Genomic DNA, 26,698 nt, shown 5'->3' with positions numbered 1-26,698 from the left:
GTGTTATTTTCCATGAGGTGCTCCTTTCGCAGCCTGTTGGGCAGCGACAGCAGCATCAACTACTTTAACTCCATTTTGGACATTCATGGTACCGTCGACGATAATCTTTTCACCGTCTTTGACACCTTCTTTAATCACAATTTTATCACCAGCTTTAATACCTAATTTTACTTGACGTATTTCAGCTTTGCTGCTATCATTCACAGCATAAAGGTTAAATACCCCGAGCTGTTCAAAGACAGCTTTGTAAGGTACAACAACTTCTTCTGTAGCCGAGGTTGTTGATACATTCATCGTAATATTCATACCAGCCCGCAATTCGTTGGCATTGTTCGGGAAAGTAGCCCGCACTTTGATTGTTCCGGTAGCAGGGTCAACTGCGCGGTCAATGGTTGTGATCGTTCCTTTGCCTTCATAAGTGCTTCCATTTGGCAATAAAAGAGAAAGGTCCGAAGAGGAATGGCTGCTTTGCAATTGGGTAAATTTGGCAATATCCTTTTCGTTTACCTGAAACTCAACAGCAATTGGACTGGTTGAAGACAAGGTATTCAATAGGGTTGTGCCTGGGTTAACTAAAGCTCCCAAACGCACCTGTGATATCCCTACAGTACCACTGAAAGGAGCGCGGATCGTTGACCGTGATAAGTTTGTATTTGCAGTGACCAATGCCGCACGAGCCGACTCTACCTGTGCCTGAGAAGCCGCTACATTTGATACTGCATTGTCAAAAACCTGCTTCGCAATCGCGTCTTTATCGGCCAATGTCTGGTAACGTGCTAAATCTCTTTTTTGTCGGTCCAAATCAGTCTGTGCGACCTGTAAGCTTGCTTTAGCTTGTTGGACAGCTGCGTTGTAGCGTGTTCCATCAATTTCATAAAGAGCTTGTCCTGCGGAAACTACTGCACCGTCAGAAACATATATTTTTGTGATATAGCCGCTTACTTCCGCATATAGATCTGCTTCGTTCAACGGTTTGACTGTTGCTGGATAGCTGATTGTACCTGTAACAGTCTCATGCGATGCGACACCAAAGCTGACAGGGACAACTTTTTCAGCCTGAGCCTGTGCTGCACCTTGCTTTTTTGCATCTTTATTTCCACAAGAGGTCCATACTAATGCCGTCCCAAGGAAGAAAGCGAATAATAATTGTCTTTTATTCATGATTTGTATTAGTTTCCGTTTATTGATTAATTTGTGTGGATTGCCCCAACTGCTTTCTGAACATCCAATTTACTTGACAATAGCGCATAAAGGGAGTTCAAATAATTGAGCTGTGTTGTTTTGAGATCAGTCTCTGCTGTCATTAAATCGAGGTAAGTTTTGATACCTTCGTCATATTGAAGTTTGATTGTCTCGTATACTTCTTTGGAGAGATCCACATTTTCTTTAGCTGTTTTCCAGTCATTTAAATTTGCATTATAGGTTGCCTTTGCCAACGAATATTCTGTGTTAATGCTGTTTTCTAAATTTTTGATATCCCAGTCAATTCTTTCTTCCTGCAATCTGGATTTATTGATTTGTTTTTTACGTTTAAACCCGTCGAAAATTGAAAAAGAAACATTTAGGCCAGCTACTGAACCCGGGAAATTGTCGGAATAAAGCTTACTGAATTTATCATTTCTATAGTTGAATGCGTAATTATAAAAGGCACTTACGCTTGGTAAATATGTCCATTTATAATACTGTGTGCTCAACTGTTGAATCTTTTTCGATGTTTCCAATTGTTGGAATTCAATTCGATTAGAGACACTTATTCCTGCAGTTGTATCAAGTAGAATCTCTGATTCCATACTGCTATTGTCAAATGAAAGCGTCAAATTTTTGCTTTTATCCAAAGCTAGCAATTGTTTAAGGTATTCGTATTTATATTTACGAAGCTCAACCGTTCTTTTCTCGTCAGCATTCGAATTTGCCAACGCAATTTGCGCTCTCTTATAGTCGGTTTTATCAACTAAACCCACATCATATTGTGACTTCGCATCTTTCAATTGTTTTTGAAGGCGAGCAATATTTTCGCGAACAATCTTGATCTGCTCTTCCGAGGTAAGGATGTCATAATAGGCTTTACTGACTTCCACAACAGCTGTTATTTTTTTGTTCTCCGTATTTTGTTTATTACCGAGACGTACCAGCTCAGCGGCTTTTTTTGCCTGCATTAGCTCCGGATTAAGGATCTGTTGGTCTGCTTGAAGCGTTAAGGCACTCGCATTGTTCTGCCCCATTTTGATATTATTTCCGCCAATATTTGCTAATGGAACAATGACATTATAATTGTAACTTCCTTTTAGACCCAATTGAGGGTACCAACCTGAAAGGGAGATGTCAATATCTTTTTCACCGATGGCCTCGTCCAATTGTGCTTGTTTTACAGAGATTTGATTACGTAAGGCGTAATCAATCAGCTGCTGAAGTGTTGCATTTGCCGGCAAGTTTTCAGATTGCTGTTGTGCAAATCCTGTATTACTCAAAAGCGACAGGGCCGCCAAGGAATAAACGATTCTATTAAACTTCATATATGTAATTAATTATTTTTTTCTCTATTAATAGCTCCATCCCAAATAATCCCAATTAAATCTTCTACATTCTGTTCAGAGAATTTGAGATCTTTAAATTTGATACTGTGAACAGTGGATAAGGCTACACCAATATAACTGGCCACCAAAAGATGGACGTCTACCTGTTTCAATATTTTTCGGTCAATGCCTTCTTGTAAAAAATCAACAACTTTATTTTGTCCACCTACAGGTTCTTGTATCTCAGCTTTGTTTTTCTCGTAATAAGGAGACGAAAAAAACTGTTCAAAAAAACTGAAGATATGCCCATTTTCTAAATAGAACTTGACAAAGTTGCGCCAGATATGAATAAAGGAATCTTTATAATCGAAATCATCTTTTATACCATCAAAAATGTAATCATTCAGTAATGTTCTACAATGCTTGAACAGTGCAAAGATTAGGTCATCTTTTGATGGAAAATAATGGTAGATAGTTCCTATTGCTACATCAGAATCTTGTGCGATTTTGCTCATCGGCGTTCCATGGAAGCCGTTTGTTTGTATAAGTTTTAGTGTGCTGGCAAGTACTGCCGCAATTTTTTCATTGGAATTCATCAATCGAACGTTCATTCGGTTGCAAAATTAACGATTAATTTGGATCCAAAATGTCAGAATATTGTTATAAATCAATAAATATAAAACGATTTGAACCAATAATACAATAAGGAAAAAAAGGTGAAATTGTTTTCAACTTTTTATTTTTTTTGATGGGCGGAGGGGAAGTAGTGCCAAGAGTGCCAGGGTTGTAGCTTGATTGTCGCTTGCAGATTGGCCCGAAGATCTTTCTTAGAGGAGGTGGATCGGTTGCATAGAAAAAAAAGCGTTGGCTTATAAAACCAACGCTTTTTTCTATTTACAATTTTTTAAATTTTTCTCCACTTCTTCCAGAGGATATAGATTCTTTCCTTTATTGATCTTGGTATTGATGTATGTTAATACATAAGCGATATCAATTGCAGAAAGATTTGAAGCGGGCATGGTATTATTAAACTTTTTGCCTGCTACTTCAAGTTCTCCGGAAGTCCCGTGCTTGATGATACAAGCAAGCTCCTGACGATGCGTTTGCAGAAAGGTAGTATCGGTTAGGGGAGGATAGAGATTTCCCAATCCTTCACCTTTCTCTCCATGACAATTTTGACAATGTGTTCGGTATACCTTTTGACCATTAACCGCATATTGTGCCGTTTTGATATCAACTTCCTGCTGACAACCAATCAAGATCGATAAAATAACCCCGATCGTTATACCTGTTGTTAAGAGAATGCGCATGTTACTTTTTAGCCCCACTCAAGAGTAAAGGTAAATCGTTTATCAATTTTTTCACCTGCTCATCGTTTGTACCGTCGTAGGCACCCCGAATTCTTTTATCCTTATCTATTAAGACAAGGTAACCTTGATGATCGTAACCACCAGGTGCATTTTTATCTTCAGCGGTATAAACCAGGTATTGATTGGCTAGACCATATATTTCTGCTTTAGTCCCCGAAACAAATTGCCAGTGATTATTGGTTACACCCAATTTATTGGCATAATCTTTCAGAACATAGGGTTGATCGTATTTAAAGTCTATACTATGGGACAGGAAACGAACTTCTTCATTATCCTTGTATTGCTGGTATATCTTTAATAGGTTGCGATTCATCGTCGGACAGATACTTGGACAATGGGTAAAGAAGAAGTTGGCGATATATACTTTACCCTCAAAATCTTTATCTGAAATCATTGTACTATCCTGATTGAGCAGTTTAAAAGGTGGAATAGTATGATAGACTGTATCTACGATTTGTTTTCCATCAACTGTTTTTTCTACAGCTTCTCTTTCGCCATAGATGGGTAGGCTTGTCTGGCTATTGTTTTTACAGGAAAATAAACCGAGTAAAAGGCCAGTTGCGCAGTAAAATTTAGTTATGGATCTCATGTGTTTAATAGTTTTGTTTGTAAAAGCTTGATTCCATCTTTACACGAACAATTTAATGTTAATCTAAAGCGGGGTGGACTGCGTTATTTGAATTTTTGGATTTAAAAATTCTTTAATTTGTCTTGGCTTTCTTTAGAAACATTATCAAATATTTTTTTCATATCACTTACTTTTTGCAGCTCTGTTTCAAAATATTTAACATCTGTTGAATCTGGGTTATATCCTTTCATCCAGTCCATCATATGGTCTGTAGCACTTTCTAAATTAGCTTTCAATGTGCTTAGCTCTTTTCTTGTTAAATTGGTGTCTAAATCAGACTTAGTTGTTTTTAGGTTTTTTAAATTTGCCAAAATAGAATCTATCTTAACAGCATCGCGGTCGAAATGAGCGATTTGAGGCATAATTTCATCATGTATCTTAATAGTTGAATCTTGCAGGGCTTTTACACCTGTTGCACCATTTCCCTGAGTTCCACATGCTGCTATTGCCAAGGATGCGATAGCTACAAACGCGATTTTATTCATGTTTTTTGTTTTTTTGGTAATTGGACAAATATATTAATTTCTTATGGCTCAATATTTCGATTTCTGGAAGGGAATGTAAAATTCAAGTCACGAATATAGGTTTCACAACGTACCGTGGCACAGAGATCGCCAGACTTATCTTTAATTTCCAGGGTAAAATCTTTTACTACTTTGCCTTTTGTACGGATAATATGGGCACATTCTTCAAGGATTTCCTCGGAGAGTTGCACAGAATATTCCACGCTGGTTTTGCCGGGTTTCTTAAAGGTGATCTGTGATGATTTTAACCAGGCCACCGTTTTTTTAAAACCAATCTTTTGAAGATACTGATCAATGAGGATGGGGAATATTGGATCTGCTGCAGAAAAGATCGTTCCGCCAAATAATGTTTTGTTGGTATTGATATTGAATGGTGTCTTATAAATTTTTACTTTGGCGCCTTGGAAGCCGGGGCTAATTTTTTTAACCCAGATTCCCTGAAATAGAAATGGTGGGTAAATACGTAATAGCCATGTTAAGGCAAGTGGACTATATCTCATGATGCAAAAGTAAAACAATGTGTCGGATTATTTTTCGAAATCTTGGTTTTATAGCTTCACTATGGTATTTTTACAGATCAAAAAACCTAAAATGTCAACAATAAAAGAAAAACAATCCAGCAAAAAAGTATGGTTACTGGTTATGATTGCATCACTGGGCTATTTCGTCGATATCTACGATTTGATTATTTTCTCCATAGTTCGTATTCAGTCCTTCACTGATATTGGCGTCCCTGCGGAAGAAATGCGGGTAAAGGGTGAATTTGTGCTCAATATGCAAATGGGCGGTTTGCTGTTGGGTGGAATTCTTTGGGGGATTATAGGGGATAAATTTGGACGTTTAAAAGTGCTTTTTGGATCGATTCTTTTATACTCTGTAGCGAACATTGCAAATGGTTTTGTACATGATGTGCTTATGTATGGTATTATTCGTTTTATAGCGGGCGTTGGATTGGCCGGAGAACTGGGGGCGGGAATTACCTTGGTTTCTGAAAGTATGCATAAATCAAAACGCGGTTATGGGACCATGTTGGTTGCCGGTGTCGGTGTTTTAGGCGCTATATTGGCCTATTTTGTCTCGGAAGAATTTGACTGGCGGACGGCCTACTTTGTCGGTGGTGGAATGGGCTTACTGTTGTTACTGTTGCGCATTGGCTCTTTTGAATCAGGATTATTTAAGGATCAAGATAAATCGGGTGTTGTGAAAGGAGATATCCGTATGCTTTTTACAAATAAAAGCCGGTTAAAACGGTATGTTAACTGTCTCTGTATTGGCCTTCCAATCTGGTTTGTTGTCGGTGTTTTGGTTACACAGGCTCCGGAAATCGGCAAGGCCTTAGGGGCTACAGGTACATTGAGTGCTGGTCAAGGGGTGATGTTTACCTATATCGGTATTTCTATTGGGGATGTACTGGCAGGAATATTCGCACAGATTTTAAAATCCCGCAAAAAAGTGGTGTTTATATGTCAATTAATTATCATTGGAAGTTCACTATGGTATTTATTGAGTGATGGTATTACAGCGACAAAGTTTTTAAGCCTTGCCTTTATAATGGGCTTAGGAGTAGGGTATTGGGCAACCTTTGTGACTATCTCAGCGGAACAATTTGGTACAAATCTCAGAGCAACTGTTGCAACGACGGCCCCCAATTTTGTACGGGGTGCACTCATTCCATCAACAATGCTATATGGACTTCTAGTAAATGCATTTGGAATTGTGCCAGCAGCAATTACAATGGTTGTCGTTCTTTCGGGTATAGCAATTTATTCGTTGACTCAGTTAGAAGAAAGCTTTGATAAAGATTTAGACTATCTGGAAGAGTAGTCAATAAATAGCTATTTTTTTCGTCCCGGACATTTTTTACAGCGTTTGCCTTCTTTATATTTTTTGCAACACTTTTTAAAGCAGGCACAAGAAAAGTCAGAAAAAGGGTTCATAGCCGTATTCCGAAACTGAAACAACCCGGCTTTATTTTCTGACTCATCGATCTCCAACACAGATTCAATAACTTCGTTCATAATACAAAGTTACAATTTGTTTAAAACAATTCTAAATAATAGAATTGTTTTTACATTTTTTTGATAAGATTTTCAATTATTTTAGGGAAGTACTGATGTTCAAGTTGCTGCCCTTTAAATTTAATAATGTCTAAAGTATCGTTGGGATCCACTTTGAATCGTGCTTGGTATATAATTTCCCCCTCGTCAAAATGTTCATTTGCGAAGTGGATCGTAATGCCATGTTCCTCTTCCTTATTGGCCAAAACGGCTTTGTGCACATGGTCACCATACATACCTTTGCCACCATATTTTGGTAGGAGAGCAGGATGTATATTTATAATTTGATTTGGAAATGCTTTCAGAAGGTTATTGGGAACGAGCCAAAGAAAACCCGCCAAAACAATCAGATCAATATTTAAGTTTTTAAGAATATTGACAACGTTGTCGGTTTTGTAAAATTCGTCACGATCAAATATATGTGCAGGTATTTCAAAATTGTCGGCTCGTTGAATAACGTAAGCATCAGGGTTATTGGATAAAATCAAGGCAACCTCAGCTTCATCTGAATACTTGAAATGTTCCATTATTTTTTGAGCATTGGACCCTGAACCTGAAGCAAAAATAGCAATTCGTTTTTTCACGATTAATAAGTATTAATAGATTTGATCGATTTAAAAATTAGCCCAAACTTACGGATTTTTTGTAAAAAAACTAAAATAATAGTTGACTGAAGCGCATTTTTAAGTATTATTGATTAAAATTAATTGAATAGTCACTGTTGGTTTAAATTTCTTTAACATGAGGTTCCTTTGTTCCCTATTTTTTGTAAGTGTATTTTTCTTATTTCAACCTGTTTTTGCACAGGCACCCAAAACACTTCCATCGTTTACTTTTGAGGAGGTCTATCAGGCTAACAAGTTTAATTCGGACAAGCTTCCAAAATCGGGTTATATTGTGTTGGATTTTTACGACCCGGGTTGTGGCCATTGCCAGAAAATGGGCGCTGGTATCGCACAGCACTTGTCCAAATTCAAGAATGTATCCTTCTATTTTATCTCCATGAATGACAAGCCTTATGTCGATGGATTTATTAATATGCATGCGAAGGCATTGAAAAGTGCCGCAAATGTCAAATTCTTGTTTGATGCTGGAACTCAATTTATTGAGAAATTTAAGCCAAGCAATTACCCTTCGCTTTATATCTATGATGCAAAAACCAAAGTATTGGTACAGCATTTGGACGGCGAAGACGATATAAACAAGTTGTTAAAAGCTTTAGGTATTACAGGTTAAATGTTTAAAAATTAGCAATAAAAAAAAGAACGTCCGATAGTACTATCGGACGTTCTTTTTTTTATTGTTCTTGTTTATTGATGAACACAAATTTACCGTCGAATACATCCAGACGAATAATCGAATCGCGATTTACTTTTCCGGATAAAATTTCCTTTGATAATTCATTTAAAATTCGTTTTTGAATAACACGTTTTAATGGCCTAGCCCCATAAATAGGGTCATAACCAAGCTGTGCCAACCAATCCATTGCTTCATCAGAAGCCGTAATGAATATATTTTGTTCGGCCAGCTGTTTCTGAACATGTGCAAATTGTAAACGAACAATATCTCCAATTTCGTCTCGACTTAATGGCGTAAACATAATCACTTCATCGATACGGTTCAAAAACTCGGGACGAATCGACTGTTTTAAAAGATCGAAGACCTCATTCCGTGTTTTGGCGATAATTTCATCCCGATTATCATCGGTCAGATGACTGAAATTCTCCTGTATAATGGTTGACCCCGTATTGGAGGTCATAATGATAATGGTGTTTTTGAAGTTTACCGTACGACCTTTGTTGTCTGTAAGATGGCCATCATCCAATACCTGCAATAGGATATTGAATACATCGGGATGAGCTTTTTCAATTTCATCTAACAAAACAACAGAATAAGGTCTTCTTCGGACTGCTTCAGTCAACTGTCCGCCTTCATCATAGCCGACATATCCCGGAGGCGCTCCGATTAAACGAGACACTGCGTGTCGTTCTTGATATTCCGACATATCAATACGAACCATGGATTGTTCGTCGTCAAATAAGAACTCGGCAAGTGCTTTTGCAAGTTCGGTTTTTCCGACTCCAGTAGTCCCCAAAAATATGAACGATCCTATTGGTCGTTTCGCATCATTTAATCCAGCACGTGATCGACGAATGGCATCGGAAATAGCTTCTATTGCTTCATCCTGACCGGCGACACGTTTATGAAGCTCTTCCTCTAGATTCAGTAATTTTTCGCGTTCTGATTGAATCATTTTACTCACAGGTATTCCCGTCCATTTTGCAACAACATCAGCAATGTCTTCTGAAGTAACTTCTTCTTTGAGCATACGCTTACTTTCTTGTTTTTCGGCGAGTTCAGCCTTTAGTTTGTCCACTTTTTCTTGCGCTTCTTTAATTCGTCCATAACGAAGTTCTGCTACCTTTCCATAGTCTCCGGAACGCTCGGCCTGCTCAGCTTCGAGTTTGTAGTTTTCAATATTCTCAATCTCTTGATTGACATTGTCAACAAGACTCTTTTCTTCTTGCCACGATGCTCTCAACGTATCTCTTTCTGCAGATAGATTAGCGATACTTTCCGACAGTTCTGCGACTTTTTTATCGTCATTTTCACGTTTCAAAGCTTCACGCTCAATTTCCAATTGCATGATACGACGTTCAAGCTCATCGACAGCTTCCGGTACAGAATCCATTTCAAGGCGCAATTTGGATGCTGCCTCATCAATTAAATCAATCGCTTTATCTGGTAGAAAACGATCGGCAATATAGCGCTGTGACAATTCCACTGCAGCAATGATAGACTCATCCAGAATGCGTACCTTATGGTGTGTTTCGTAGCGTTCTTTTAGGCCACGGAGAATGGAAATGGCATCTTGCGTGTCAGGTTCTTCAACCATAACTTTCTGGAACCTGCGCTCCAATGCTTTATCTTTCTCAAAGTATTTTTGGTATTCGTTTAAGGTTGTCGCTCCAATTGCACGTAGTTCACCTCTAGCTAACGCCGGTTTGAGGATATTAGCCGCATCCATTGCGCCTTCACCACCACCAGCACCCACTAATGTATGGATTTCATCGATAAAGAGTATAATGTCTCCATTGGAATCGGTAACTTCTTTTACAACCGCTTTTAGACGTTCTTCAAATTCACCTTTATATTTAGCTCCGGCAACCAAAGCGCCCATATCTAAGGAAAATACAATCTTAGATTTTAAGTTTTCAGGTGCGTCGCCTTTTATAATTCTGTAAGCAATACCTTCCGCAATAGCCGTTTTACCAACCCCAGGTTCACCAACGAGTATTGGGTTGTTTTTGGTACGACGGGAGAGTATCTGCATCACCCGTCTAATTTCCTCATCACGGCCGATAACAGGATCCAATTTGCCGGATTCGGCATATTCATTTAAATTTCGTGCATATTTCCCCAGAGCATTATAGGTGGCCTCCGCATTTTGATCGGTTACCCGACTGTTTCCGCGCAATTCTTTTATGGCGGTCTTTAAGTCTTTTTCTGTAACGCCCTGTGACTTAAGTAATGTTGAGGTCTTATCAGAGGTCGCCAGGATACCCAATAATAAATGCTCTACCGAGACAAATTCATCATTGAATTCTTTGAGATAGCCCTGTGCTTTCTGAAGTGCATTGTTGGCATCGCTACTTAAATAAATATTGCTACCACTAACCTTCGGAAAACCTTCAATTTGTTTGTCAAGTTCAGTTCCGAGGTAGCTGATGTTGACATTTAACTTTTTTAATAAGTGGCTGACAACATTTTCATCCACTGTGAGTAAAGCTTTTAAAATATGCGCTGTCTCAATCGCCTGTTGTTGATGGCCAGCCGCAATTTCGGATGCTTTTTGTATAGCCTCTTGGGCTTTAATTGTATAGTTGTTAAAATTCATTTTTATTCTCTTATTTAAAGTTTCGTTGATACATATTGGTTATAACAATTGAAGTGCCATTCGGTTTTTAAGCCATACTTCGGAAAAAATGGCAATATTTTTTATTGAATCATGACAAATTTTCAGTTATTGAAAATAATGCGCTTGATTTTTAAATAATTGGCTTAACAGGGTATAAAATTCTTGAAATCGACTTGCATTTTTGGTTTAAGCTTTCGATATTTGCAGCATCTTAAAACGGTCAGACGTTGTAAGATTGAAAAGAAGTAACGCCTCTTTAGCTCAGCTGGTAGAGCAACTGACTTGTAATCAGTAGGTCATTGGTTCGATTCCGATAAGAGGCTCTTTGAGCGACACTCATTAAAATTCATGTGTCTTTTGCCTCTTTAGCTCAGCTGGTAGAGCAACTGACTTGTAATCAGTAGGTCATTGGTTCGATTCCGATAAGAGGCTCATAAAAAAGATCCCCAAGATTTCTTGAGGATCTTTTTTTGTTTAGTCCAAACTAAGTTGTGCTGCTGTAGCGATTTTCTTTGGTATATCTGTGTTATCCATTTTCTGACTGAATTGCTCGGAGCCAACTCCGATCGCATATACCGGTGCATAGGCGGCCGAATGGTTGTTAGAGGCCCAGCTTATTGATCCCATCCGATTTAAGATTGAAATACTCAATGCGGCTATTTTGTCGTCGCTTGCGTAAAGGCTTTTTGCGGTTTCATTGTGGTGATCGACAAAGCTTTTTTGATAGGCAGCTTCTAAAGCATTACGATCAGTTTCATGGATTGTAATTTTGGAAAATAAACCAGTTTGAGCAGCAATGAGATTCTTGAGATCGTCCCATGTTGCATTTGGATTATTCTTACGAAGGTTGCCAATTGCGTTCGAAAGTTCTGCATGCGAGGTTTTTTGGTGGGACAAGAATTTTGTTTTCAGCGAAGAACTTCCATTACCGACACCTAATCCTCCTGTTTCATGGTCCGCCGTAACGACTATAAGTGTTTCATTTGGGAATTTTTTATAAAAATCATAGGCGAGTTGTACGGAGGCATTGAAATCCAATACTTCCTGAATCGTTGTAGCCGCATCATTTGCATGGCATGCCCAATCAATTTTTCCACCTTCAATCATTAAAAAGAAACCATTTGTATTGTTTTTATGCAGTGAAGTGATAGCTGCAGATGTGATATCTGCCAATTTTAAATCACTTGGCTTTTGGTCTATGGCATATTTAAGGGCATCTATAGGACTGCCATCTGAATTCATCAATATGATCTTATCTGATTTATTTGGTAGTTGTGCATAAGCATCTTTTCCTTTAAGCACTTTATAGCCGGCTTTTTCTAATATGGGGAAAAGCGATGGCGCCTTTTTATGATCAAATGTTGTTTCGGGTTTGAGAAAATTGGATCCGCCAAAAAAGTCAAAATTGGAAGTGACAATTTCTTTACCGATTTCATAATACATGTCGCGGTCTGCTTGGTGCGCATAAAATGAAGCTGGGGTAGCGTGGTCTATGCTGACGCTTGTAATAATACCGACTTTCTTTCCTTTTTGCTTTGCGGCATAAGCTATACTCTTATAGGGGACAGTTCCTGTACTGTCCATACCGATAACGCCATTTTTGGTTTTTTTTCCAACGGCTAATGCGGTACCTCCAGCGCCTGAGTCCGTTACGCCATTGGAGAGTGAATGTGTGGAGGCAAATCCAACATGAGGAAATTGGGTAAACACAAGTGGGATGGGATTATCTTTATGCTGTACTTCAGCTTGATGAATTTCGGTGAGATTAACCTGGTTGAGGCCCATGCCATCACCAATTAAGTAAAAGATGTATTTTGCTTCTTGGCCAAAAGAGGGGAAAACATGTACAAAAACGAGGAGAAACAGAAATAAAACGTGTTTTTTCATTTGAATGGTTGTTATTTTAAAAAAACACAAATTACAGCCTTAGGATTAGCTTACTGTTAATTCAATATTATGAATTGTTTTTTTACTTGTTTCAACTGGTTTCTGCTGCTAATTTCTGGATATCTTTCACGGTTACAGTATGGATACCTGTTGTGTAGTGATTGATCGCCTGTAACATTGCCATAGCAACTTGTCCCACTGAAAGAGGCTCGTATGTTTTGAATAATCCTATTGTATTAAAGATACGAAGAGCAGCTATGGCTGTTTTTTCACCCAAGCGATCTGTATTTGGTCGGATTAGTCCTCCAGGCTGGAAAATAATAAGCCGATTGAAATCAAGTGCCTTAACATCCTGTTCAAGGCTTCCTTTCATGCGGTTATAAAAAATTTTTGATGCAGGATCCGCAAGGACAGCCGATAATAAGAGAAAGGTAGGAAAACCATTTTTTTTAGCCAATGCCGCAAATTGCAAATTAAGATCATGATCTATTTTCCATTGTGCATCTTTACTGCCTGCGTCTTTTAATGTGGTGCCAAGGCAGGAAATTGCGACATTGCCCTGTATCACTTGCTCAAAATCCGTTAGATTTTCGAAATCTACGATAACCTGTTTCAATTTAATGTGCTCCTCAAACGAGACACGTCTTAAAAGCACTACGATTTCCGTAATTTCCTTAGATTTTAACATCAATTGAACGAGCGCCCTTCCTGTAGCGCCAGAACCGCCTATTAAAACTACCTTCATTATTTCCTTACTTCTTTTCTTTACTAATTATCTTGTATTAATTGCTTTACTGAGCGTTATTTGCCGAGATGATTGAGCATGCAATTAATCTTTATAATTAGGCTTGCCCGGAGTAAAGCGAACAATAGATTGATCCAATCGGAGGGTGTCTGCGACGGTAATCAAGTCTTCTTCGACGATAAAATTTTGATCAATAGCGGTTTTTATTGTCGTAAAATCCTCTTGATCGGCGTCCTGAAAATAGAGGAGGGATTGAATAGTAGATACAGCCACCAGTTCGAGTAATTCGTTTTCACCTTCGTATCCAACGTAGAAAAAATCTGCCATAACAATGATATTTGATGTTATACGAATATACTTTTTTTCTTTTTAAAATTTGTCAATTAGCGCGAGAACTTATTAAATTGTGATAAAGGCTATGTCAAAAAGTTGTTGAAATTTGAGTTTCTTTTAGACAGATGTGGGTAGCCATCGTAAAATACATTATATTTGATATAGTCATTTTAAAGATAATTAACAATAAGTTTTGATAACGATGGATAAAGAGCAGATACAAAATTGGTTGGACAATGGATATGACATACTTCATCATGGAAGACCTGTGAAAGTTGAAGGTGATTTGTGGGATTATATCGATGGATTGGGAAGTTATGAAAATGTGTATGTTTTGCGCGAATTGATCTATTGGACGGAAGAAGAGTTGGCAAATATCGGTAAATAACGTGGAGACCCTGAAAAATCATATTCAGGATCCCGTCGGTTGTTGCCTTGTTCTAGAATATAATATTTCGCTTGAAGGCACAGCCTAATTCAATAAGGGAATCTGTTTTTGCAATTCCTGGAATGCTATCGATTTTTTCATAAAGCAATTGTCGCATATGTTCGTGGTTCTTAGCAATAATTTTTACATATAGCGTGTAATTGCCCGTAATGTAATAGCATTCTGTAACTTCTGGTATTTTCTTAAGTTCTTCAATAATTCGGCTCGAGTCATGATCTTTTTCTAAACTTAGCCCTGTAAAAGCACCCCAATCATAGCCTAGCTTTTTTTCATTTAATACAGGCTTTATACCGGCCAGTATTCCTTGTTCTGTCAATCGGTTGATTCGTTGATGGATCATCGTATTGGATACGCCCATAGCTGTTGCTATTGCAGAGTAGGCCATTCGTCCATCTTCGTCTAAATATTTTAAAATTTGTAAATCAAAATCATCGATATTATTCATTGTAGAAAGTGGTTTAAAAGTTAATTTTAATATTTCTATGCTAATTTAGTGTTAAATTTTATTTTTCAGTCAATAAAAAAGTAAATATTGTATATTTGTTATTATTAGAAAAAATCTGAATTATGAGTACAGTAGCTAAACATGGTAAGGGCGAGATGTTCACTGCCAAAGAAGAAAAATATGGAGCGCACAATTACCATCCTCTTCCAGTCGTATTGGAAAGAGCTGAAGGAGTCATGGTGTGGGATGTTGATGGAAAATCTTATTTTGATTTCTTGTCTGCATATTCTGCTGTCAATCAGGGACACTGCCATCCGCGAATTATAGATGCTTTAAAAGAGCAAGCTGCGAAATTGACACTTACATCGAGAGCGTTTTATAATAATAAATTGGGCGATTTTGAAGAAATGCTTTGTCAGTTATTTGGGTTTGATAAGGCTTTGGTGATGAATTCGGGAGTTGAAGCGGTAGAAACGGCAATGAAGCTTTGTCGTAAATGGGCCTATCAGGTGAAAGGTGTAGCAGCCAATCAAGCGAAAATTGTTTTTGCCAAAGACAATTTCCATGGTAGGACAATCTCCGTTATATCGGCATCCAATGATCGTACTGCAACACATGAATTTGGTCCCTTTTTAGATGGCATAGTACTCGTTCCCTATAATGATGTTGATGCGCTAGAACAGTTATTCAAAGCAGATGAAAATATTGCTGGCTTTATTGTTGAGCCAATTCAGGGCGAAGCGGGTATTGTCGTTCCTGATGAGAATTATCTGATGCGTGTGAGACAGTTATGTACAAAATACAATGTATTGTTTATTGCAGACGAAATCCAAACCGGTATTGCTCGGACGGGAAGTATGTTGGCATCCTATGATATTGATGCTGCGCAGAGTCAAAGCAAACCAGATGTTCTGATTTTAGGGAAAGCGTTATCGGGAGGTGTATTGCCGGTATCGGCAGTGTTGGCAAATGATTCCATTATGTTGTGTATTAAACCGGGCGAACATGGTTCGACTTATGGTGGAAACCCGTTGGCCTGTGCAGTGGCTATGGAAGCGTTAAATGTTGTACGGGATGAAAATTTGACGCAACGGGCGTTTCAGATGGGGGCATTGTTTTTGGATGGATTGCGTCAGATTGCCGCTAAGTGCACGTTAATTACAGAAGTGCGAGGAAAGGGGCTCTTGACTGCCATTGTAATTGATGCGGATGAAGAAAGTGATTTGGCCTGGAATATCTGTCTCAAATTTAAAGAAAATGGACTTTTAGCGAAGCCTACACATGGTAACAAAATTCGATTGGCTCCGCCGCTGGTTATTACAAAAGAGCAAGTCGAGACTTGCTTAGGGATTATTGAGCGATCGTTGACTAATTTGAAATAGTGTATGGAGAAAATGATTGAATTGATCAAAAACAGATCGGATATAGGAGCAGGGACTAGGGGTTCAGATCTGGGCATCGACGCCATCGAGATAGCTGCAATTAATAAAGGAAGTCAATATTTCATTAACTATCCATTTGTTGATGTGCCGACTCGAAATAGCTCCATTTATCAGAATGATAATCATCCTTTTGCAAAACATATTCAGCAGATTTATGAACAATGCAAACAAGTAGCTTCCACCGTTGAAGATAGCTTATCTTCCGGCAATTTTCCATTGGTGTTTTCAGGGGATCATTCTTCAGCAATGGGGACGATCAGTGGTATAAAGTCCGCTTATCCTGATAAACAACTCGGTGTAATCTGGGTAGATGCGCATGCCGATATTCATTCTCCGCACACAACACCCTCAGGCAATATGCATGGAATGCCTTTAGCGGCGATGTTGAATGAGGATAATTTGCCATGCAAAATCAATGAAATAGACGAATCGACACAAGAATTTTGGAATAAACTAAAACGAATAGCTGGCCCAGTAGGTAAAATACTATCCAATCATTTGATTTATTTTGGTGTAAGGGATACGGAAGAACCGGAAGATCTGGTCATTGAACGACTTGGCATTAAGAACTATCGTGTGGAAGATACGAGACAGCGCGGAATAACCGATTGTGTGGCTGAAGCATTGAAAATCCTAGAAGCATGTGATATGATTTATATCTCTTTTGATGTGGATAGCATGGATAGTGAATTGATATCGGATGGCACGGGAACACCAGTACCTAAGGGTTTTTTGCCAAGGGAGATTGTGTTGATTTTAGAAGAGATCATCCGATCTGGAAAGGTGATTTGTTTTGAAATTGTTGAAGTTAATCCGTTATTGGACAATAAAGGTAATAAAATGGCAGAGGTGGCATTTGATATATTAGAACGGATCACTCCGCTCATTGAATTGAAATCGGGTAATTAACCGGTTTTGGGATTGTCTATTTTCAAGCCCTTTTATTGATGTGTATCGTCAATAAAAGGGCTTTTTTAATAGTATATCGTTGAGCTTGGCGGATAAAAATAAGTCAGCCTTCCTTATGTTAAAACTCGTATTGCTTTATGTGATTTAATATTGTGTTAACATGTTTCATGTACATTTGCAATTCGATTATTTACGTTAAATATGAGGATTTCTGATAAAATTATTTTGTTTCTACTTTTTTTTATACAGCTTTTTTTGTGTCACCCGGGTACTGCGCAGGTTGAATCCTTTAAGGATATCAGAGGATTAAGTCAAAACCATCCTGATTCTGCAATTATGCTCGTCAAAAAACGTTATGCAAAAGCTGTTACGGATAAAGACTTATTATTACAAGCCAATTGTTTACAGGCGATTGGATGGTTATGTGTCAATCAGGGACATTATGGACAGGCGCAGGACTACTATTTTCAAGCCGATCGAATCTATACGCAATTAAATTCAAAACAGCATCTTGCTTCGAATTGGAGTGATATCGGGGAGCTCAATATTTTCAACAAACAACATGATGTAGCGAAAGTTTATTTTAACAAGGCGCTACATTCTTTCCGAACAGAGGGGGATAAAAATGGAGAGGCAGGTACATTAGGGAATATAGGTCATTTATTTGAAAAGGAAGCGAACTACGACTCCGCCTTTGTCTACCAGCATCTTGCTTTGTCCATTTATAGCAGTGTGGGTAATAAAAATGGAGAAGCCAAGATCCATGAAAATTTGGGGAGTATTTATGAAGATCTTGCAAGGTATGACAGCGCTTTTCTTCATTTTGAAAAAGCAAGTACCCTCTATACGGAAACAAAAGACAATTATGGAAAAATTGTGGTCATAAATAATATGGGCGATATTTTTAGAAAGACCAATAAATATCCAGAAAGTATTAAACTCACGCAATTGGCCTATCAGATGGCCGAAAATTTGGGTGATGTGTATCAAATGGCTGCTACGACAAAAGATTTGAGTAGGACCTACACCTTGCGTGAGCAGATGGATAGCGCATATTTTTATGCAGAAAAGAGCCGTAAGTTGGTGCTTGAACTATATAGCGTAGATGGTGCTCGACATACCGCTTTTTTTCAGGCGCTCTACGATATGAATCAAAAAGCTGAGGAGATTGAAAAATTGCAGGTAACAAAAAGAATCAACTTAATCATGCTGTGGGGAACAATCGTGGTTTTAATTTTGTTAATTGTATTATCCTATGTATTGCATAGTCGTCAGAAAATTAAGATCAAAAATCAGATTACTGAATCGCGAAAACAGGAGGCCGAACGTGAGTTGACTGAAGTAGCCCTTAAAAACCAGTTGCTTGAAGATAAGCAGCTCAAACAAGAACTGTCGCTCAAGCAAAAGGAATTGACATCCCATACCTTAAATCTAATCCGTAACAATCAATTTTTGGAAGAACTTCGTGATGAATTAAAAGGAATGGTTAAGGACGAACGCCGGGATCAAAAACGACAAATGCAGAAGTTGGTGTTGCAAATCAATGAAAATATTACGCAGGGCATCCATTGGAAAGAGTTTATGGGAACTTTCGAAAAGGTACATCACAGCTTTTTTGAAAAACTTATTCAACGATTTCCAGATTTGACGGCCGCAGATATGCGATTAATAGCATTGCTTAAAATAAATTTGAATAATATCGATATTGCCGTCTTATTGGGCATTTCACAAGATAGCCTTCGTGTTGCCAGACATCGATTGCGAAAAAAATTAAGATTGGAACAAGGAGAGGATCTGACGGGTTATCTCGTTGGTATTTCATAATTTTTTAACACAGGAGTAATAGAATGTTAATGGCGTGTAATTTGTTTTTAAATTACTGTTTACTAGTGTTTTATATCTTCTTGTTTCCTTGCTGTATAGTGCTCTTTTTACCTTGTTTCCTTGTTGTAACGCTAGATATTTTGTGTGAATAGAATTGGCTGCCATCTTTGCGACAACAATCAAAGATTCATAATAATCTAAGCAAAATGAAAAACTTTTTAACGGTATTACTTGCCTCCAGTATTTCGGTCAGCGCTGCTTATGCGACCAAAATCAAAGGTAAGGTATTAGATGGTCAGACTGGTGAAGCCATTGCTGGTGCAACAGTGTTCTTGGAACAGTGTGGGCTATCGACCAAAACACAATTGGATGGTTCGTTTGAATTCAAAGGATTATCTGCAGGTGTGGATAAGGTTCATATCAAGCATATGGCCTATGCCGAATTAATTAAAGAAATCGAAATTCAAAAAGAAAATACACCTCATTTTATTTTTCAGCTGACATCTACCGAACAGACATTAATGGAAGTAACCATAAAGGGACGTCGGAATGGAGGGGATGATGATCCTAGTGCAAGGCGTTTGGAAAAGAATGCGTCACAAATTATGAATGTTGTTTCGGCGCGTGCAATAGAGATTTCTCCGGATATCACCGTTGCTAATGTTGTACAGCGTGTTTCGGGTGTATCTATAGAAAGAAATTCGAATGGCGAGGGGCAATATGCTATTCTGAGAGGGATGGATAAACGTTACAATACCACTTTAGTGAATGGTGTAAAGGTTCCAAGTCCGGATAATAAATACCGTTATGTCCCTTTGGATTTATTTCCTTCAGATATGTTGGAACGCTTAGAAGTCTACAAGTCGCTAACACCAAATATGGAAGCCGATGCGGTGGGTGGAGTTGTCAATATGGTTATGAAATCGGCGCCGACTAAATTATTGCTTCAAGCAAATTTGGCAACAGGCTACAGCCAACGTTATTTTAATCGTGATTTTGGAAGCTTTTCAACAGGCGGAACCTCGGCTAAATCTCCCTACGAACAGCATGGGAAGAATTACAATGCAACCGCTGCTGATTTTAATAAGGGGGCATTAGATTATACCTATAAAAAGCCCCTTCCAGATCTTGTAGGCAATTTGACAATAGGCAATCGGTATTTGGATGATAAATTGGGCGTTATTTTGGGTGCGAGTTATCAAAATTTACATCGAGGTAGTCGTTCTATTTTCTACAAATCGGCTGTCGTTGGCGTAAATCCCAATGCGGTAATTACTGAGCAGAGTGATCGTCAATATGATGAACAGCAACAACGCTTAGGTTTGCATAACAAGGTCGACTATCGATTTAATCCAAATCATCGGGTTAGCTTTTATCAAATGTATGTGAATTTAAATAACATGCAATTGCGTGATGCGGTAAATACGATATATAATGGTCAGTATGATCCCAGTATTGGTAAAGCCGAACTGACCTATGTGACAAGAAGCCGAAAAACACAGCAACAGATCTACAATGGTACCCTACAGGGGGATCATCATTTTTTAGATAATCGTCTGAATGTCCGTTGGTCAGGTGTGCTTTCTTCAGCGCGCAATCAATTGCCACAAAATACGATGATCAGTCTGGATGGAGTAGAAGAAAATTTTGAACGTAAAAGGACTTCTCTCGTCAATAAATCTCCCGTAACCTATCGTTGGGAGCGGAATACCGATAATGATCATGCAGGCTATTGGGATGTAGCTTATAAAGTTCCAATGGAAAACAGTAAGCTGGAGCTATCGACGGGAGGTTTGTATCGTGATAAACAGCGTAGTAGTTTTTACAATAACTATAACTTATCACCAGCTTCGGCAGAAGAGGCAAAGTATAAATACGGCGTAGATTTTCAGCGCTATACCGATCTCAATTTGACCGTCACCAATCCTACCGGAGCTGTCGCAAATCCATTAACTTATGATGCTGGAGAGAGGACCACAGCATTGTACGGTATGTTCAATTATGAGAATGACAAATGGCAGATGATCGGTGGGATCCGGATGGAGCATACCAATCAGAATTATAAATTATTGTTTCCTGCAGGAGAAAAAAGACCAGAAGGATCCCAAATTTATACAGATTGGCTGCCAAGTTTGACCATGAAATATCATTTGGACGAAAAACAACAGCTTCATGCGGCCTATTATCGTGCGTTAAACCGACCTGGATTTTATGAAATTGTACCCTCAAGTGTGGTTAATGAAGAGTTTTTAGAAAAAGGAAACCCAGATTTAAAACACGCCTTAGCAGATAATTTTGATTTAAGGTATGAATTATTCCCTGAGGCTTCCTCTCAATTTCTTGTGGGTATGTTTTACAAGAAAATCAAAAACCCAATTGAATATACCTTTCAACCGGATGAGGTTCGTAAACAGGATGTATACTACACACCTGGTAATTTTGGTAATGCCAATAACTTTGGTCTTGAGGTTGATTATATCAAGTATATCCAGAAATTTGGTGTTAAGGCAAATTACACCTATACACATTCACGTATAACTACCGCCAAGATGTCGCGTCGAATCAATGAGACCACACAGGACCCTGAAGCGATTATCGTGGATCAAACGAGACCGCTATATGGGCAAGCTGCACATGTGGCCAATCTATCGCTACTTTACAAAGATGCTAATAATGGCTGGGAAGGACAGTTAGCTGGATCTTATACCGGCTCACGAATCAATACAGTGTCACAATTTTTGAACGATGATTTATGGCAAAAAGGATTTGTTCAGTTAGATGCTTCTATTGAGAAGAAATTTAAAGCTGGTTGGGTCATTTTTGCCAAAGCTAACAACATCTTGAACACACCAATGGAATTGTATGTGAAAGGAACAAATCCCGAAAATGAGAAGATCGCTGAAAAGCTTATTGAAGGCGGAAATACTTTGATTAGAAAGGATTTGTATGGACAGAACTATATCCTTGGATTACGTTATTCGTTTAGTAAATAATAGACCCGCGTAAAACAGGGCATGTTTTAATCTGAACATGTGCGACGTGAAATAACAACAGTTTGTTTCGGTGAAGCTTTCACTTTTTTGGAAAGCCAATGTTTTGGATAAGTGAAATCTGCTTCATCATTAAAAATTAAATATATACAGATGAAAAATAAATGTATTTTATCGTTTCTAGCGTTTTTTATCGTGGTGCTAAGTGCCTGTGAAAAAGCAAATATTGATGTTGATACTTCTGATGCTGATGGAAGTGCTATAGGTGAGGTCTCCGGTGTGTGGAGCAAAGGGAGTGTGCAGCATATCAAGGGAGATATTATTATTCCCGAAGGCAAGAGCCTGACGATTGAGGAAGGTGTAACCGTATTGATGGATTCAGTCAATAAGCCTGAAATTGTTGTTTTGGGTAATTTGTATGCACTAGGTACAGCTGAAAATCCTGTAAAGTTTACGGTTGAAGATGGATATAAGACGAAGACGAATGAATTTGGGAAGTTATGGGGAGGAATTTTAGCCGCTCCAAGCTGCCAGGAACTTGTTTTGGACAATACCGTCATTGAATATGGTGGTGCAATTACATCGGATGCGTCGACTTCTGTAAAAATGGGCTTGTATAAAAAAGTGTCTGGTGAAGCTTTGCCAGCTTTGTGGTTCTCAAATCCAGACGGAAAGCTAGTTGTTCAAAATAGTACTGTAAGTCATTTTCACGAAGACTGTACGTATATTGAAGGCGGAAAAATCATTTTCGCTAACAATCGTTTCTTTTCTAATGGGGTGACAGGTGGAGAAGCGATGAATTTCAAATCCGGATGTCTTGCAGATGTTGCTTATAACCTCGTGTATAGTGTAAATACCAATGCATTAAAACTATCCAACTCGGGAGACCGTACACCGCAGGCTTATATTATTGTTTATAATAATACCATGCTCAATACAGGGTGGCGCAGACCTACAGCCAAAGGAGGTTCCATATGGTTAGAAGCCTCTGTCAGAGCAGAAATTTATAATAATCTTTTTGCCAATACACGGTTTGGTGTCAAGCGTGATCCTAAAAAACCAGAAGATAGCCGTTCTGTGTCAGGTAATAATTGGTATTATGGCTACGGTCAATTGACTGTAGATCAGTTTCAGGTCGGTAAAAATGATATTGTAGGCGGTAGTAATGATGTTAGAGGTAAAGTGGCAGGGGAGAATAATCCTAAATTTGTTTCTTATCCTTTAGAAACATCAGTTGACAATTACATATTTGATTTAACCTGGGATTTTCATCTTCAGGGGAATTCACCTGCATTAAAGGCCGGTACTTTGGCTTTTAAACCCCATTTTACGAGTGGCCTGGTGATGTCAAACGGCCTGACATATAATTCTCCTCAGCCTGCAGCTTATGTTGGGGCATTTGGTTCCAAATTCTAATTTACTTCATATAATGACAAATTTAAAAACAATACTAACACTAACTTTTGGAGCGTCAACCCTGCTTCAAATGGCATGCAAAAATGCGCAAACAAATACGGTAAACTCAGTTAAACCCATTATTGTGACCGATGCTGTACGTTATGATTCGGATGATCCTGCAATTTGGATCAATAAGAGCGATCCGAGCAAGAGTCTGATTATAGCAACGGATAAAGATGCCGATGGAGCTTTATTCGTGTACGATTTACAGGGTAAAACGGTCAAAGAAAAAGTGGTTTCCAATTTAAAACGGCCAAACAATGTCGATGTCGCTTACGGTTTGGTATTGGGGGGGAAACCTGTCGATATCGCTGTCACAACAGAGCGTATGACCCATAAATTGCGTATTTTTTCACTACCTGACATGAAGCCGATCGATCAAGGGGGATTAGATATGTTTGTTGGTGAAACTGAGCCTGAATTCAGAGATCTGATGGGGATTGCCCTATATACTTCTCCAAAAGGAGAGATCTATGCTATTGTTGGACGAAAAAATGGACCAAAAGAAGGCTATTTGGGACAATATTTATTGGAGGATAATGGCTCTGGTTCAGTAAAAGCTACACTGGTTCGCAAATTCGGTTCATTTAGTGGAAAGAAAGAGATTGAGGCAATAGCGGTGGACAATGAGCTTGGGTATATTTACTATTCGGATGAACAGGTTGGCGTAAAACAATACTATGCGGATCCAGCAAAGGGAAACCAACAGTTGGCATTGTTTGCTACAGCAGGTTTTAAAGAAGATCATGAAGGTATTTCGATTTATAAAGTGACCGACAGTACTGGATATATCTTGGTGTCGGACCAGGGTGCAAATCGTTTTCAGGTTTTTAGTCGGGAAGGAACCAAAAGCAATCCTTTCGAACATAAATATCTGAAGACTGTGCCGGTTATGGCAACACAAAGTGATGGTTCGGAAACTACCTCTTTTAATTTAAATGAAACCTTCAAACATGGCTTGTTTGTTGTTATGAGTGACGATAAAACATTCCATTATTATCGATGGGAAGATATTGCCGGAGCCGATTTGAAAAAGAAATAGGTGACGAATTAATATTTCAGCAACAGTTGTGATTTGATTCGCAACTGTTGCTTTTTTTGCTATCGGAAATTTTATTGGTGGTAATTAGCGCTGTTATTTATACACTGACCGGAATTTTAAACCAAAAGGTTGACCCTTGGCCGATCTGGCTGTCGACACCAATTTCTCCTTGATGTTTTTGAATAATTTCTTTGCAAATAAACAGTCCTATGCCAAATCCCGAAGCATAACGATCTGCATCGTCATTTACACGATAGAATTTATTGAATATTTGTTTCTGATCCTTATGATTGATGCCTTTTCCTTGGTCTTTGATCTCGACTTCAAAATAACCTGAATGTATGGCCACATGCATAGTAATTGTTGAATTACTGGGCGAATATTTAATGGCATTATCCATGAAGTTGATTAACACTTGTTCGATTTTATCACGATCGGCGATAATCTCCAAATTCGAATCTATTGCTCCTGAATAATGAATGAAGTGCTTTGCAGATTTTAGAGAATAGATATTTTGAATATAATCGAGTAAAGAACAAACGTTAAATGTCTTTTTGCGAAGTACTAACTTACCCTCATTTAGTTGAGTAACATTTAAAAAGCCGTCGATTAAACCGCGCATGCGCGTTGCTTGCTCATTCGATTGGTGGAGATATTGCATGCGCTTTTCGCTGCTCAATGTACCTTCTTTGGCTTGTAGTAATTGGATATAGGCAATGAGTGAGGTCAAAGGTGTTTTGAGTTCATGACTTGCGATACTAATAAAGTCTAGTTTTTTCCTTTCTTCTTCCTTGTCATTGGTGCTGTCTATTATAGCGCCGTAGATCATGAGTCTTGTCGTATCCGATTCCAATTGACTTCCGCCTATTGACCTTAACCATTTTATCTTACCCGTTTTTTTATCTTTTATTTCACATTGACAATCAAAAGGGGATTGTTTGAGCGTTACTTCTTGAAAAACATGATGAATGATGTTTCTATACTGAGGCAGAATTTGGTCGAAAAAGTCGGATTCTTTTATGTTGTCACGCTGATCGAAGCCAAATAATTCACGGCAACGATCATTGAGTTCCATTTTCTTGGTTTCCATGTCAATAGAAAAGATACCGATGCCGGCGGCTTCTACGATCATTCTAAACTGTTGATCTCTTTTGGCGATAAGTTGATTAATAGCTTCAAGTTTTTCATGCTCTTGATGCTGGATGGTAATATCTATAGCGGTGCCTGCAAACCATTCGGGTTGTTGGTCTTGGTCAAAGTATACTCTTCCTTTACAGTGCAACCACCGTAATTGAAGATCTTGTGCTCCAATGGTTCTAAATTGTACGTCATAAACACCTTTGTTTTGGTAAGTCAGTGACTTTTTGACTTCTTGATCGATTCTATTCCTATCTTCTGGATGAATATATTTTAGTACCTCATTATATGGAACATATTCACCTTTCGCAAAACCAAAGAGCTCCCGGGTCCGTTCATCCCAATTGACCATATAATTTTTACAATTTAAATTCCATGTACCCATCTCAGCCGACTGTAAGGCAAAATGGTAATGTTCTTCACTTTCTATGATTTTCTTGAGTGCATCCTTAAGCTTTTCATTGAGATCTTCGGTATGTTTAGGTGATAAGGTATAATTATTCGTGGGGATTTTGTAGGGGGTTCCTGCTACTGTATACTTTTGAGTTAATAAATCTTGTAGCAGTTTTCGTTCAATGGTATTTTTTTCTTGCGTTTGTGGGGTGTCGTCTTCATTTTCAGGTATCAGTCTAATTTGATTAAATATGGCATAAATTTCACCCTTTTCATTGATGAGCGGATGATATTCAAACGTGTGCGTATATCGGAGTGAAGATTGTTGTTCGGTTTTGAGCTTGATCTTTATCTTGTCGATCAGCTGTGTATTTTCATTTCCCCAAACGTTTTTCAAAAGGGGGATATAAGACGTTAATTCTTCTTGTTGAAGACAATTCTCAAGATATTGCCCAATCGCGCTGTGATCACAATTCCATAATTTTAACATGTTAGTGCTTGCATAAGAAATACGGAGATCTGCGCTATCATAAATTGCGCAAGCATCCAATGAAGAAGAGAGAACGGCTAAAATATCTTTATCTGAACAAATCATAACATATCAAAAATTAAGCGTTGATTAAGCGATATCATG

The 26,698-nt window shown here is 38.3% G+C and carries 23 protein-coding genes and 2 tRNA genes; 11 read left to right on the top strand and 14 right to left on the bottom strand.

What is annotated here, in order from left to right; all coding sequences use genetic code 11:
- Positions 1 to 3: 3 nt before the first annotated feature.
- From IQ31_RS00725 to IQ31_RS00695, 7 genes are all read right to left on the bottom strand, one after another.
- Positions 4 to 1,161 carry an efflux RND transporter periplasmic adaptor subunit gene (locus tag IQ31_RS00725; protein ID WP_145326806.1) on the bottom strand — a complete coding sequence of 386 codons (1,158 nt, stop codon included), beginning with the start codon at positions 1,159 to 1,161 and terminating at the stop codon, positions 4 to 6.
- Between the two features lie 26 nt (positions 1,162 to 1,187).
- Positions 1,188 to 2,513, bottom strand: coding sequence for a TolC family protein (locus tag IQ31_RS00720; RefSeq protein WP_075992752.1), 1,326 nt, complete (start codon positions 2,511 to 2,513; stop codon positions 1,188 to 1,190).
- Positions 2,514 to 2,521: 8 nt separating this feature from the next.
- On the bottom strand, positions 2,522 to 3,109 hold the full coding sequence (locus tag IQ31_RS00715) for a TetR/AcrR family transcriptional regulator (RefSeq protein ID WP_158638758.1): 588 nt from the start codon (positions 3,107 to 3,109) through the stop codon (positions 2,522 to 2,524).
- 294 nt (positions 3,110 to 3,403) lie between these two features.
- On the bottom strand, positions 3,404 to 3,823 hold the full coding sequence (locus IQ31_RS00710) for a c-type cytochrome (protein ID WP_075992750.1): 420 nt from the start codon (positions 3,821 to 3,823) through the stop codon (positions 3,404 to 3,406).
- Position 3,824: 1 nt separating this feature from the next.
- Positions 3,825 to 4,472 carry an SCO family protein gene (locus IQ31_RS00705; RefSeq protein WP_115048787.1) on the bottom strand — a complete coding sequence of 216 codons (648 nt, stop codon included), beginning with the start codon at positions 4,470 to 4,472 and terminating at the stop codon, positions 3,825 to 3,827.
- A gap of 101 nt (positions 4,473 to 4,573) precedes the next feature.
- A complete protein-coding gene (locus IQ31_RS00700) occupies positions 4,574 to 4,996 on the bottom strand; it encodes a transposase (protein ID WP_115048785.1) in 423 nt (140 codons plus the stop codon).
- 41 nt (positions 4,997 to 5,037) lie between these two features.
- Positions 5,038 to 5,535: a PaaI family thioesterase gene (locus IQ31_RS00695; protein ID WP_070563819.1), complete on the bottom strand. Its 498-nt coding sequence runs from the start codon at positions 5,533 to 5,535 to the stop codon at positions 5,038 to 5,040.
- 91 nt (positions 5,536 to 5,626) lie between these two features.
- Here IQ31_RS00695 and IQ31_RS00690 point away from each other — a divergent pair, with 91 nt between their 5' ends.
- On the top strand, positions 5,627 to 6,859 hold the full coding sequence (locus tag IQ31_RS00690; protein ID WP_075994819.1) for an MFS transporter: 1,233 nt from the start codon (positions 5,627 to 5,629) through the stop codon (positions 6,857 to 6,859).
- Positions 6,860 to 7,103: 244 nt separating this feature from the next.
- Here IQ31_RS00690 and purN read toward each other — a convergent pair whose 3' ends face one another.
- The gene (purN, locus tag IQ31_RS00680; RefSeq protein ID WP_070563826.1) at positions 7,104 to 7,676 is read right to left on the bottom strand and encodes a phosphoribosylglycinamide formyltransferase; all 573 of its coding nucleotides are present in this window, start codon (positions 7,674 to 7,676) and stop codon (positions 7,104 to 7,106) included.
- A 157-nt stretch (positions 7,677 to 7,833) separates the two neighbouring features.
- Here purN and IQ31_RS00675 point away from each other — a divergent pair, with 157 nt between their 5' ends.
- Positions 7,834 to 8,328: a TlpA family protein disulfide reductase gene (locus IQ31_RS00675; RefSeq protein WP_115048783.1), complete on the top strand. Its 495-nt coding sequence runs from the start codon at positions 7,834 to 7,836 to the stop codon at positions 8,326 to 8,328.
- Positions 8,329 to 8,389: 61 nt separating this feature from the next.
- On the opposite strand, the gene clpB is transcribed toward IQ31_RS00675, so the two are convergent.
- A complete protein-coding gene (gene clpB / locus IQ31_RS00670) occupies positions 8,390 to 10,990 on the bottom strand; it encodes an ATP-dependent chaperone ClpB (protein WP_075992745.1) in 2,601 nt (866 codons plus the stop codon).
- Between the two features lie 271 nt (positions 10,991 to 11,261).
- On the opposite strand from clpB, the gene IQ31_RS00665 reads away from it, so the two are divergent.
- A tRNA-Thr gene (locus IQ31_RS00665) sits at positions 11,262 to 11,334 on the top strand.
- 36 nt (positions 11,335 to 11,370) lie between these two features.
- A tRNA-Thr gene (locus IQ31_RS00660) sits at positions 11,371 to 11,443 on the top strand.
- Between the two features lie 42 nt (positions 11,444 to 11,485).
- On the opposite strand, the gene IQ31_RS00655 is transcribed toward IQ31_RS00660, so the two are convergent.
- From IQ31_RS00655 to IQ31_RS00645, 3 genes are all read right to left on the bottom strand, one after another.
- Positions 11,486 to 12,898, bottom strand: coding sequence for an alkaline phosphatase (locus IQ31_RS00655; protein WP_115048781.1), 1,413 nt, complete (start codon positions 12,896 to 12,898; stop codon positions 11,486 to 11,488).
- Between the two features lie 91 nt (positions 12,899 to 12,989).
- Entirely contained in the window at positions 12,990 to 13,643 is a 654-nt protein-coding gene (locus IQ31_RS00650; protein ID WP_115048779.1) for an NAD(P)H-binding protein, read from the bottom strand.
- A gap of 84 nt (positions 13,644 to 13,727) precedes the next feature.
- Positions 13,728 to 13,970 (bottom strand): hypothetical protein, encoded by a 243-nt coding sequence (locus IQ31_RS00645; protein WP_145326805.1) that lies wholly within the window; start codon positions 13,968 to 13,970, stop codon positions 13,728 to 13,730.
- Between the two features lie 208 nt (positions 13,971 to 14,178).
- Between IQ31_RS00645 and IQ31_RS00640 the strand changes: the two genes are divergently transcribed.
- Positions 14,179 to 14,364, top strand: a complete 186-nt coding sequence (locus tag IQ31_RS00640) for a hypothetical protein (RefSeq protein WP_046673540.1) — start codon at positions 14,179 to 14,181, stop codon at positions 14,362 to 14,364.
- Positions 14,365 to 14,416: 52 nt separating this feature from the next.
- Here the strand turns inward: IQ31_RS00640 and IQ31_RS00635 are convergent, their stop codons facing one another.
- Positions 14,417 to 14,869: an Lrp/AsnC family transcriptional regulator gene (locus IQ31_RS00635; protein ID WP_075992742.1), complete on the bottom strand. Its 453-nt coding sequence runs from the start codon at positions 14,867 to 14,869 to the stop codon at positions 14,417 to 14,419.
- A gap of 122 nt (positions 14,870 to 14,991) precedes the next feature.
- On the opposite strand from IQ31_RS00635, the gene rocD reads away from it, so the two are divergent.
- From rocD to IQ31_RS00605, 6 genes are all read left to right on the top strand, one after another.
- On the top strand, positions 14,992 to 16,251 hold the full coding sequence (gene rocD, locus IQ31_RS00630) for an ornithine--oxo-acid transaminase (protein WP_115048777.1): 1,260 nt from the start codon (positions 14,992 to 14,994) through the stop codon (positions 16,249 to 16,251).
- Between the two features lie 3 nt (positions 16,252 to 16,254).
- On the top strand, positions 16,255 to 17,220 hold the full coding sequence (locus tag IQ31_RS00625; RefSeq protein ID WP_115048775.1) for an arginase: 966 nt from the start codon (positions 16,255 to 16,257) through the stop codon (positions 17,218 to 17,220).
- A gap of 201 nt (positions 17,221 to 17,421) precedes the next feature.
- The gene (locus tag IQ31_RS00620) at positions 17,422 to 19,044 is read left to right on the top strand and encodes a tetratricopeptide repeat protein (RefSeq protein WP_115048773.1); all 1,623 of its coding nucleotides are present in this window, start codon (positions 17,422 to 17,424) and stop codon (positions 19,042 to 19,044) included.
- A 206-nt stretch (positions 19,045 to 19,250) separates the two neighbouring features.
- Entirely contained in the window at positions 19,251 to 22,037 is a 2,787-nt protein-coding gene (locus IQ31_RS00615; protein WP_115048771.1) for a TonB-dependent receptor, read from the top strand.
- A gap of 150 nt (positions 22,038 to 22,187) precedes the next feature.
- A complete protein-coding gene (locus tag IQ31_RS00610; protein ID WP_115049587.1) occupies positions 22,188 to 23,450 on the top strand; it encodes a right-handed parallel beta-helix repeat-containing protein in 1,263 nt (420 codons plus the stop codon).
- Between the two features lie 70 nt (positions 23,451 to 23,520).
- Positions 23,521 to 24,534, top strand: a complete 1,014-nt coding sequence (locus tag IQ31_RS00605) for a phytase (RefSeq protein WP_115049586.1) — start codon at positions 23,521 to 23,523, stop codon at positions 24,532 to 24,534.
- 97 nt (positions 24,535 to 24,631) lie between these two features.
- Here the strand turns inward: IQ31_RS00605 and IQ31_RS00600 are convergent, their stop codons facing one another.
- Positions 24,632 to 26,659, bottom strand: coding sequence for a PAS domain-containing sensor histidine kinase (locus tag IQ31_RS00600; RefSeq protein WP_115048769.1), 2,028 nt, complete (start codon positions 26,657 to 26,659; stop codon positions 24,632 to 24,634).
- Positions 26,660 to 26,698 lie beyond the last annotated feature (39 nt).

This window comes from Sphingobacterium siyangense, from assembly GCF_007830445.1.
Lineage (GTDB): Bacteria > Bacteroidota > Bacteroidia > Sphingobacteriales > Sphingobacteriaceae > Sphingobacterium > Sphingobacterium siyangense.
This window is presented reverse-complemented; position numbering and strand designations above follow the sequence as displayed.